The 8,528-nt window shown below is 70.4% G+C and carries 7 protein-coding genes; all 7 read right to left on the minus strand.

The annotated features are described in order from the left end of the window. Positions 1 to 3: 3 nt before the first annotated feature. Entirely contained in the window at positions 4 to 1,038 is a 1,035-nt protein-coding gene (locus F9B16_RS28670) for a LacI family DNA-binding transcriptional regulator (RefSeq protein ID WP_225992017.1), read from the minus strand. After that, positions 1,035 to 2,408, minus strand: a complete 1,374-nt coding sequence (locus tag F9B16_RS28675) for a GH1 family beta-glucosidase (RefSeq protein ID WP_151543322.1) — start codon at positions 2,406 to 2,408, stop codon at positions 1,035 to 1,037. Before F9B16_RS28675 ends, F9B16_RS28670 begins: the two co-directional genes overlap by 4 nt. Beyond that, positions 2,408 to 4,699 (minus strand): alpha-xylosidase, encoded by a 2,292-nt coding sequence (yicI, locus tag F9B16_RS28680; protein ID WP_151543323.1) that lies wholly within the window; start codon positions 4,697 to 4,699, stop codon positions 2,408 to 2,410. The genes F9B16_RS28675 and yicI overlap by 1 nt, the downstream gene beginning before the upstream one ends. After that, the gene (locus tag F9B16_RS28685) at positions 4,699 to 5,589 is read right to left on the minus strand and encodes a carbohydrate ABC transporter permease (RefSeq protein ID WP_192809038.1); all 891 of its coding nucleotides are present in this window, start codon (positions 5,587 to 5,589) and stop codon (positions 4,699 to 4,701) included. Before F9B16_RS28685 ends, yicI begins: the two co-directional genes overlap by 1 nt. Beyond that, positions 5,586 to 6,554: a carbohydrate ABC transporter permease gene (locus F9B16_RS28690; RefSeq protein ID WP_151543324.1), complete on the minus strand. Its 969-nt coding sequence runs from the start codon at positions 6,552 to 6,554 to the stop codon at positions 5,586 to 5,588. Before F9B16_RS28690 ends, F9B16_RS28685 begins: the two co-directional genes overlap by 4 nt. Then, positions 6,551 to 7,837, minus strand: coding sequence for an ABC transporter substrate-binding protein (locus F9B16_RS28695; RefSeq protein ID WP_151543325.1), 1,287 nt, complete (start codon positions 7,835 to 7,837; stop codon positions 6,551 to 6,553). Before F9B16_RS28695 ends, F9B16_RS28690 begins: the two co-directional genes overlap by 4 nt. A 204-nt stretch (positions 7,838 to 8,041) precedes the next feature. Then, positions 8,042 to 8,528 (minus strand): cellulose-binding domain-containing protein (locus F9B16_RS28700; protein WP_192809039.1); only part of this gene is annotated, 487 nt, incomplete at its 5' end.

Raw genomic sequence — 8,528 nt, forward strand, 5'->3', positions numbered from 1 at the left:
CGGTCAGCGCGGTGCCGGGGCGGAACTCGCGCGCGGGGTCAGGGTCGGCGGCAGCAGCGTCGCGGCCGGGACGGCCTCGCCGCCGAGCTTGCCCATCAGCAGCTCGACGGCGCGCCCGCCCACCTCCTGGGCCGGGATCGCGACGCCCGACAGCGGCGGCTCGGCGTGCTCGGCCATCTCGTCCGGGCAGATCGCGACGACCGACACGTCCTGCGGGACGGCGCGCCCGTTCGCGCGCAGCGCCCGCACCACCGTGTCCACGACCGGCTCGTTGTGGACGAGGATCCCGGTCAGCCCGGGACGTTCGGCGAGCAGCCGCGCGACCAGCGCGCGGGCCGCCTCCGGGGTCGCCTCGCACGGGTGGACGCCGCCGGCGAGCCCGTGCTCGCGGACGGCCGCGCCGAACCCGTCCGCGACCCGCTGCGCGAACCCGGTCCGCCGCGCGTACACCTCGGGCGGCGAGCCGATCAGCGCGACCTCGCGGTGCCCGAGCCCGGCCAGATGCTCCACGCAGACCGCGCCGGCCGCGTGGAAGTCCAGGTCGATGCAGGTCAGGTCGCCGGCGTCGGCGGGGAAGCCGATGAGCACGCTCGGCCGGTCCAGGGAGCGCAGCAGCGGCAGCCGCGGGTCCTCCATCTGGACGTCCATGACGATGAGGGCGTCCACGAGCGCGCTGTCGGCGACGCGGCTCAGGCCGTCCTCGCCCTCCTCCTGGGTCAGCAGCAGGACGTCGTGGTCGTGCCGCCGCGCCGCGGTCACCACCGACATCGCGAACTGCATGACGACGGGCACCGCGATGCCCGAGCGCAGCGGGATCATCAGCGCGAGGACGTTGGACCGGCTGCTCGCCAGCGCGCGGGCGCCCGCGTGCGGGCGGTAGCCGAGCTCGCGGATGCTGTCGCGGACCCGCCGCCGGGTCTCCTCGGAGATCGTGCGCTTGCCGCTCAGCACGTAGGACACCGTGCTCGGGGACACCCCGGCGTGCCGCGCCACGTCGGTGATCTTGACCACGGACCGTCCCGTCGTCGAGCGGTTCACTTGGCGTCCGATGCTAGCGACGCGGAGATCGCGTCGCGGTACCAGAACGCACTGTCCTTCCAGGTTCGTTCGCCCGTGCCGTAATCGACGTGGATCAGGCCGAAACGCCGGTCGTAGCCGTACGCCCACTCGAAATTGTCGAGCAGCGACCAGGCGAAGTACCCGCGCAGGTCGGCACCCGCGTCGCAGGCACGCTGAGCTGCGGCGATGTGATCGCGCAGGTAGGCGATGCGGCGCTCGTCGCGGACCCGGCCGTCCACCACCTCGTCGTCGAACGCGGCGCCGTTCTCGGTGATCATCAGCGGGACGTCCGGGTACTCGCGGTGCAGCCGCAGCAGCAGCTCCTCCAGCCCGGACGCGTCGATCGGCCAGCCCATCGCCGTGTACGGGCCGGGCTGCCGCACGAACTCCAGGCCCTCGCAGCCGACGAACGGCGTCGCCGCGCCCCGCTTGTGGCCGTCGTCGTTCTCGCGCGGCGACGTCCCGTCCCACACGCGGACGAGCGTCGGCGAGTAGTAGTTGACGCCGAGGACGTCGAGCGGCGCGGCGATCACGCCGGCGTCGCCGTCCCGGACGAACGCCCAGTCGGTGATCTCCGCGGTGTCGGCGAGCAGGTCGGCGGGGTAGCCGCGGCCGAGCATCGGGTCGAGGAAGATGCGGTTCGCGACCGCGTCGGCCCGCCGCACGGCCTCGGCGTCGCCGCGCAGGTGGTGCAGGTTGAGGGTGACCGAGTGCCGCGCGGACGGCGACACGACGCCGCGCAGCGCCCGGACCGCCAGGCCGTGCCCGAGGTTGAGGTGGTGCGCGGCGGCGAGCGCGTCCGCCGGGTCGGTGCGGCCGGGCGCGTGGACGCCCGCGGCGTAGCCGAGGAACGCCGAGCACCACGGCTCGTTCAGCGTCGTCCAGGTGTCGACGCGGTCGCCGAGGACGCGGCCGGCGCGCTCGGCGTAGTCGGCGAAGCGGCGGGCGGTGTCGCGCTCCGGCCAGCCGCCCGCGTCCTCCAGCTCCTGCGGGAGGTCCCAGTGGTACAGGGTCGCGACGGGCGAGATCCCGTGTTCGAGGAGCTCGTCGACGAGCCGGGAGTAGAAGTCGAAGCCCTTCTGGTTCGGTTTCCCCTCCGGCAGGACGCGGGACCAGGAAAGGGAGAACCGGTACGCGCCGAGCCCGAGCCGCGCCATGGACGCGACGTCCTCTTTCCACCGGTGGTAATGGTCGGTGGCGACGTCGCCGGTGTCGCCGTTCAGCACCTTTCCCGGCGTGCGGCTGAAGGTGTCCCAGATGGACGGCGTGCGGCCGTCCTCGGCCGCGGCGCCCTCGATCTGGTAGGACGCGGTCGCCGCGCCCCACAGGAACCCCTCAGGGAAGCCCATCAGTTCTCCTCTTCCAGGGTGATGACGAGTTCGCCGCCGGCCGCCTTCACCAGGACTCCCTGCGGATGGGCGGACGCCTCGCCTCCGTCCACCCCCGCGACGCGCGCGTTCACCAGGAGAACGTTCCAGGCGCCCGCACCGGTCACCCGCAGCGTCGCACCATTCCGCACCGTCGTGAAAGACGTTTCGTCGATCTGCGTGAGAACGTTCATCCCGTCGAATGATTCGTAGACGCGCAGCGTCACCCCGTCGGCGTGGTCGTAGTCGGGGCGGTCGTCCACCGAGCCCTCGGGAATGACCGCGCCGGGACGGGCCAGCAACGGAACGCTGCCGAATCCGTGCCGTTCCTTCACCCACCGTCCGCCGTACACCCGTTCACCGGTGAGGTAATGCGTCCACACACCGTCCGGGACGTAGTAGGAGATGTCGCCGTCCGCCGAGAACACGGGCGCGACGAGCAGGTCGTCGCCGAGCATGTACTGGCGTTCGAGATGCGTGCAGGCCGGGTCGTCCGGGAACTCCAGGACCATCGCCCGCATCATCGGCAGGCCCTCGCCGTACGCCTGCCGCGCCGCCCCCGAAAGGTAGGGCATCAGCCGCATCTTCAGTTTCGTGAAGTCGCGGAGGACGTCCACCGACTCGTCGTCGAACAGCCACGGCACCCGGTAGGAATGGCTTCCGTGCAGGCGGCTGTGCGAGGACAGCATCCCGAACGCGATCCACCGCTTGAACAGCGCCGGATCGGGCGTCCCCTCGAACCCGCCGATGTCGTGGCTCCAGTACCCGAACCCCGACAGGCCGAGGGAAAGGCCCCCGCGAAGGCTCTCCCCCATCGCCTCGAACGTCGATTCGCAGTCGCCGCCCCAGTGCACCGGGAAACGCTGCCCGCCGGCCGTCGCGGACCGGGCGAACACCACCGCCTCGCCCTCGCCCCGCTTCTTGCGCAGCAGCTCGAAGACGGTCTGGTTGTAGAGGTAGGTGTAATAGTTGTGCGCGCGTTCCGGGTCGGAGCCGTCGTGGTAGACGACGTCGGTCGGGATGCGCTCGCCGAAGTCGGTCTTGAAGCAGTCGACGCCCATGTCCATGAGCGCTTCGAGCTTCGCCGCGTACCATTCCCGCGCCTCGGGATTGGTGAAGTCGACCACCGCGAGGCCGGGCTGCCACTTGTCCCACTGCCAGACGTCGCCGTCCGGCCTGGTCAGCAGGTAGCCGCGGGCGCGGCCCTCCGCGAACAGCGGGGAGCGCTGCCCGATGTAGGGGTTGATCCACACGCAGATCCGCAGGCCGCGCTCCTTGAGCCGGCGCAGCATTCCCGCCGGGTCCGGGAACACCCGCGGGTCCCATTCGAAGTCGCACCACTGGAACTCGCGCATCCAGAAGCAGTCGAAATGGAACACGCTGAGCGGCAGGTCGCGCTCCGCCATCCCGTCGATGAACGAGGAGACGGTCGCCTCGTCGTAGTCGGTGGTGAACGAGGTGGACAGCCACAGCCCGAACGACCAGTCCGGCAGCCGCGCCGGACGCCCCGTCAGCGCCGTGTACTTGCGCAGGATCTCCCGCGGCGACGGCCCGTAGATGACGAAGTACCGCATCGACTGGCCCGCGACGCTGAACTGCGTCCGCGCGACGGCCTCGGAGGCGACCTCGAACGACACGTGCCCGGGGTGGTCGACGAAGACGCCGTAGCCCGCGTTCGTCAGGAAGAACGGCACGTTCTTGTACGCCTGCTCGCTGGCGGTGCCGCCGTCGGCGTTCCAGATGTCGACGGACTGGCCGTTCTTCACCAGCGGCCCGAACCGTTCGCCGAGCCCGTACACGAAATGGTCGACGCCGAGGTCGAGCTGCTCGCGCACGTAATGGCCGCCGTCGTCGGTGTCGATGACGGCCGTCGACTTCGGCGCCGTTCCGGTCAGCCGCCGCCCGCCCGCGAGGAAGTCGACGCCCCATTCCCCGCCGCGCCGGACCCGCACGGTCAGCGCGCCGGACGTCAGCGTCGCCGCCTCGTCGTCGACGCGCACCTCGCCGGTCGGTTCGGCGGCCAGTTCGAATTCCGGGCCGCGCCGCTTCTCCCCCGCGAAATGGGTGATGGTGACGCCGATGACGTCCGGCATCGGAGACGCGCAGTCGACCGTCACCACGGGGCCCTTGAGCAGGTCGCCCCGGTGCCGGATCCGCTGGACGGGCGCCTGCACCGAGAACGAGCCGGGCCCTTCCGCGACGTCGAGGACCTCCACCGGATGAACGGCGTGCACACCCTCGCGCATCATCCAGTAGCCGTCACTGAACTTCATTACTTGATTGCCCCCGCAGTCAGTCCGCGCGACAGGGTGCGCTGGAAGATGAGGAAGAACACGACGGTCGGGAGGAGGCCGAGGAGCGCGGCGGCGCTGGACATGGTGGCGTCCATGAGGCGCTGCCCCTGCAGCACGCCGAGCGCGACGGAGACCGTCTGGTTCTCGTTGGAGATGAGGAAGACCATGGGGATGAGGAACTCGTTCCACGTCCACACGAAGAAGAAGACGAGCAGCACGCTCAGCGTCGGCCGGACGACCGGGACGACCACCCGCCAGAGGACCTGCCAGCGGTTCGCGCCGTCGATGCGAGCCGCCTCCAGCAGCGGGCGCGGGAACGCCGACATCACCGACGACAGCAGGTAGGTGCCGAACGCGCTCTGCACCACCGTGAACACGATGATCACGCTGAGCCGGGTGTCGTAGATCCCGAACTGCTTCGCCAGGTAGTACAGCGGGTAGACGAGCGCCTCCTGCGGCAGCGTGTTCGCCAGCAGCAGCAGCGCGAGCAGCCAGATGCGGCCCTTGATGCGGCCGATCCCGAGCGCGTAGGCGTTGAACACCGACAGCAGGACGGCCAGCACCGCGACCGAGCCGCTGACGAGGACGCTGTTGAAGAGCACGTGCCCGAAGTCGACGCGGTCCCAGAAGTCGCTGATCGCATCGAAGTCGAACCCCGACGGCGGCGCGAGCGGCCCCTTGGACGTGTACTCCTGCGGCGTCTTCAGCGCGTTGAACACCACGACCAGGAACGGGATCAGCATGATCCCGGCCAGCGCGGCCAGCGCAACGAGTACCGCGTAGGCGGACGGGCCCCGGCGGCGCCGCCGGCGCTGGGCACCCGGCCGGTCGCGCGGGGGCGCACCCGGCTTGGTCATCGTCACGGTCATCGCTCCTCCCCCAGGTCACGTCCCTGCAGCCGCAGGAAGACGACGGTGAGCGCGATGATGACGAGCGTCAGCACGGTCGCGATCGCCGAGCCGTAGCCGACGTCGGACTTCTCGAAGAAGTTGACGTAGGAGTAGTACGACGGGACGTTCGTGGCGCCGCCCGGCCCGCCCTTCGTCAGCACGAAGATCTGCGGGAACGCCTTGAGCGCGGCGATCGTCGTCCACAGCAGCACGACGAAGATCTCCGGCCGGATCTGCGGGATCGTGATGTGCCGGAACCGCCGGGCCCACGAGGCGCCGTCGATCTCCGCCGCCTCGTACAGCGACGGGTCGACGCGCTGGAGCCCCGACATGAACACCACGAGCGGGAACCCGATCTGCATCCACACCATGACGCCGAGGACGGACCACAGCGCGGTGGACGGGTCGCCGAGCCAGTCGTGCGCGAGCGAGCCGAGCCCGACGTCCTTCAGCAGCGTGTTCACCGCGCCGTTGTCCGGCGCGAGCAGCCAGCTCCACACGACGCCCGCGATGACGACCGGCAGCACCTGCGGCAGGTACAGGCAGGCGCGCAGGACCGACGCGGCGCGCGGCCCGAAGTGCCGGTCGATCAGGTCGGTGAGGGCCGCCGCCAGCACCAGCCCGATCGCGGTCGGGACGATCGCCATCCCGATGATGACCAGGACGTTGTGCCGGAACGAGGCCCAGAACTCCCCGTCCTTCACGAGCTCCCGGTAGTTGCCGAGACCGGCCCAGGACGGGCTGCCGACGCCGGACCAGTCGGTGAAGCTCGTCCCGACGTTCATCAGGAACGGCACGCCGATGACGGCGGCGAACAGCAGCAGCCCGGGGATCAGGTACGGCAGGTAGGCGAGCTGCTCGCGCGCCCTCCCCCGGCCGTCCGGGCGGGACGCGGCGCCGGTGGCGGCGCCGCGTCCCTTCCGGGCCTCGTGGTGCGTCGTCACTTCGGCAGGCCGTCGTCGTAGGTCTTCTGGAGCGCGCCGAGCGCGTCGCCGGGCGCGGTGCCGTTCATGATCTTCTGGGTCTGCGCGACCCAGGCGTCGTAGAAGCCGGAGACCGGCCAGTCCGGGTAGTAGGCGAGCTGGTTGTTCTGCGCCAGCGTGGTGAAGTCGTCGGTGAGCTTCTTGACCTTCGGGTCGGTGATCGCCGACGCGTCGGCCGCGACGGGGATGCCGCCGAGGTTGCCGAGCATGTTCTGGACCTTCTTCTTCATCGTGATGTCGATGAAGTCGTAGGCGAGGTCCTTGTTCTTCGAGCCCTTGGGGACGACCCACAGGTTGCCGCTGGAGCCGAGCGTCATCTTCGCGCCGGGCCAGACGGAGGTCTCCCAGTCGAACTTGGCCTCCTTGGCGACCCGGCCGAACCACCAGGACCCGGAGAACATCATCGGGAACTTGCCGCCCATGAACGCGACGCCCGCGTCCTCGGCCTTCTGGCTCACCGAGTTCTTGGCGATGTAGCCCTTCTTCACCCAGTTGGCGAAGGTGGTGGCGCCGGCCGTCCAGGCGGCGTCCTTGAAGTCCGGCTTGGCCGTGTACCGCTGGTAGGCGTCCACCCACGAGCGGTCGGGCGCCTTGTCGAGCGCGAGCTGGTAGACGAACTGCTGCGCCATGTACTCGGCGCCCGCGTTGGTCAGCGGCGTGACGCCCTTGGCGACGAACTTGTCCATCGCGGCGGTCAGCTCGGCGAACGTCGTCGGGATCTGGACGCCGTACTTCTTGAACAGGTCCTTGTTGTAGTAGACCTGCAGGTACTCGCCGTAGTTGGGGACGCCGTACCATTTGTCGCCGCCCATGGTGCCCTTGGCGTCGTACTTGGCGGTGACCTGGACGCCGGGGCTGATCAGCTTGTCCCAGCCGCGCTTGGTGACCTCCGGGGTGAGGTCCTGGAGGAGGCCCTGCTTGGACAGCATCCCGGCGGTCGCGTTGCCCTTGTTGTACTCCAGGACGTCGGGCGCGTCCTTGGAGTTGAGGACCATCGGCGCGGTCTTCTGGATCTGCTCGAAGCCCTTCTCCTCGAACTTCACCTTCACGCCGGGGTGGGCGGCCTCGAACTCCTTGATCGCCTCGTTCCACGCGGCGCCCATGGCGCTGTCGGGGGCCTCGTAGTGCCAGAGCTTGAGCACCTTGCCGTCGGAGTCGCCGCCGTCGCCGCCGCAGGCGGACAGCGACAGGGCCGCGGCGGCGAGGGCGGCGAGCAGCGCCGCGCTCCTGCCTGCCTTGAACATGGGGATCCTTCGCGGGGGTGGGACCGGGGGGTCGGATCGATGGGGTGTCGAAGCGCTTCGAAGCGGGGTTGTCGAAGCGCTTCGATTGACGGGGATGCTAAGCCCTCGGGAAGCCGCCGCACAATAGGGCGATCGACGTCAGGCGGTGAAAACGGGCATTGAACTGCGGGAACTTTCTGGGAGCGCTCCCACCACGGGCCGGGCCTAGCGGCACTCCACGCCGTTCAGGGTGAACCGGGACGGCCGCCCGTTCCCCCCGTCCTGCCTGCCGAGGAACCCGAACTCGACCGTCCCGCGCGGCGGGATCGACCGGTTCCAGTCCGCCGCGGTGACCGTCACCGACGCGCCGTCCTGCTGCCGGCCCGCGTTCCACACCTGCGTGATCGACTGGCCGTCGGGGAAGGCGAAGCCCAGCCGCCAGCCGTCGATCGCGGCCGTCCCGAGGTTGGTGATCCGCACCGTCGCCTGGAAGCCCTGCGGCCACGACCCGTCGATCCGGTACGCCACCGAGCACGCGGTGACCGCCGCCGTCGCGCTGGTCTTGGACGGGGCGGGTGCCTTCGGCGGGCCGCCGGCGTTCGGCGAGGAGTCCGGCGTGAGCACGCCGATCAGCAGCGCCGCGAGGCCGGCCGCGCCGACCGCCGCGCCCGCGATGACCAGCGGCCTGCGCGACGGCCCCGGCCCGGCGCCC

Source organism: Actinomadura montaniterrae (assembly GCF_008923365.1).
Taxonomy (GTDB): Bacteria; Actinomycetota; Actinomycetes; order Streptosporangiales; family Streptosporangiaceae; genus Spirillospora; species Spirillospora montaniterrae.

What these genes read in the sequence shown, in the direction of transcription:
- yicI (WP_151543323.1), bottom strand. Translation starts at nt 4,699, where the DNA reads ATGAAGTTCAGTGACGGCTACTGGATGATGCGCGAGGGTGTGCACGCC.
- F9B16_RS28685 (WP_192809038.1), bottom strand. Translation starts at nt 5,589, where the DNA reads ATGACCGTGACGATGACCAAGCCGGGTGCGCCCCCGCGCGACCGGCCG.
- F9B16_RS28695 (WP_151543325.1), bottom strand. Translation starts at nt 7,837, where the DNA reads ATGTTCAAGGCAGGCAGGAGCGCGGCGCTGCTCGCCGCCCTCGCCGCC.
- F9B16_RS28675 (WP_151543322.1), bottom strand. Translation starts at nt 2,408, where the DNA reads ATGGGCTTCCCTGAGGGGTTCCTGTGGGGCGCGGCGACCGCGTCCTAC.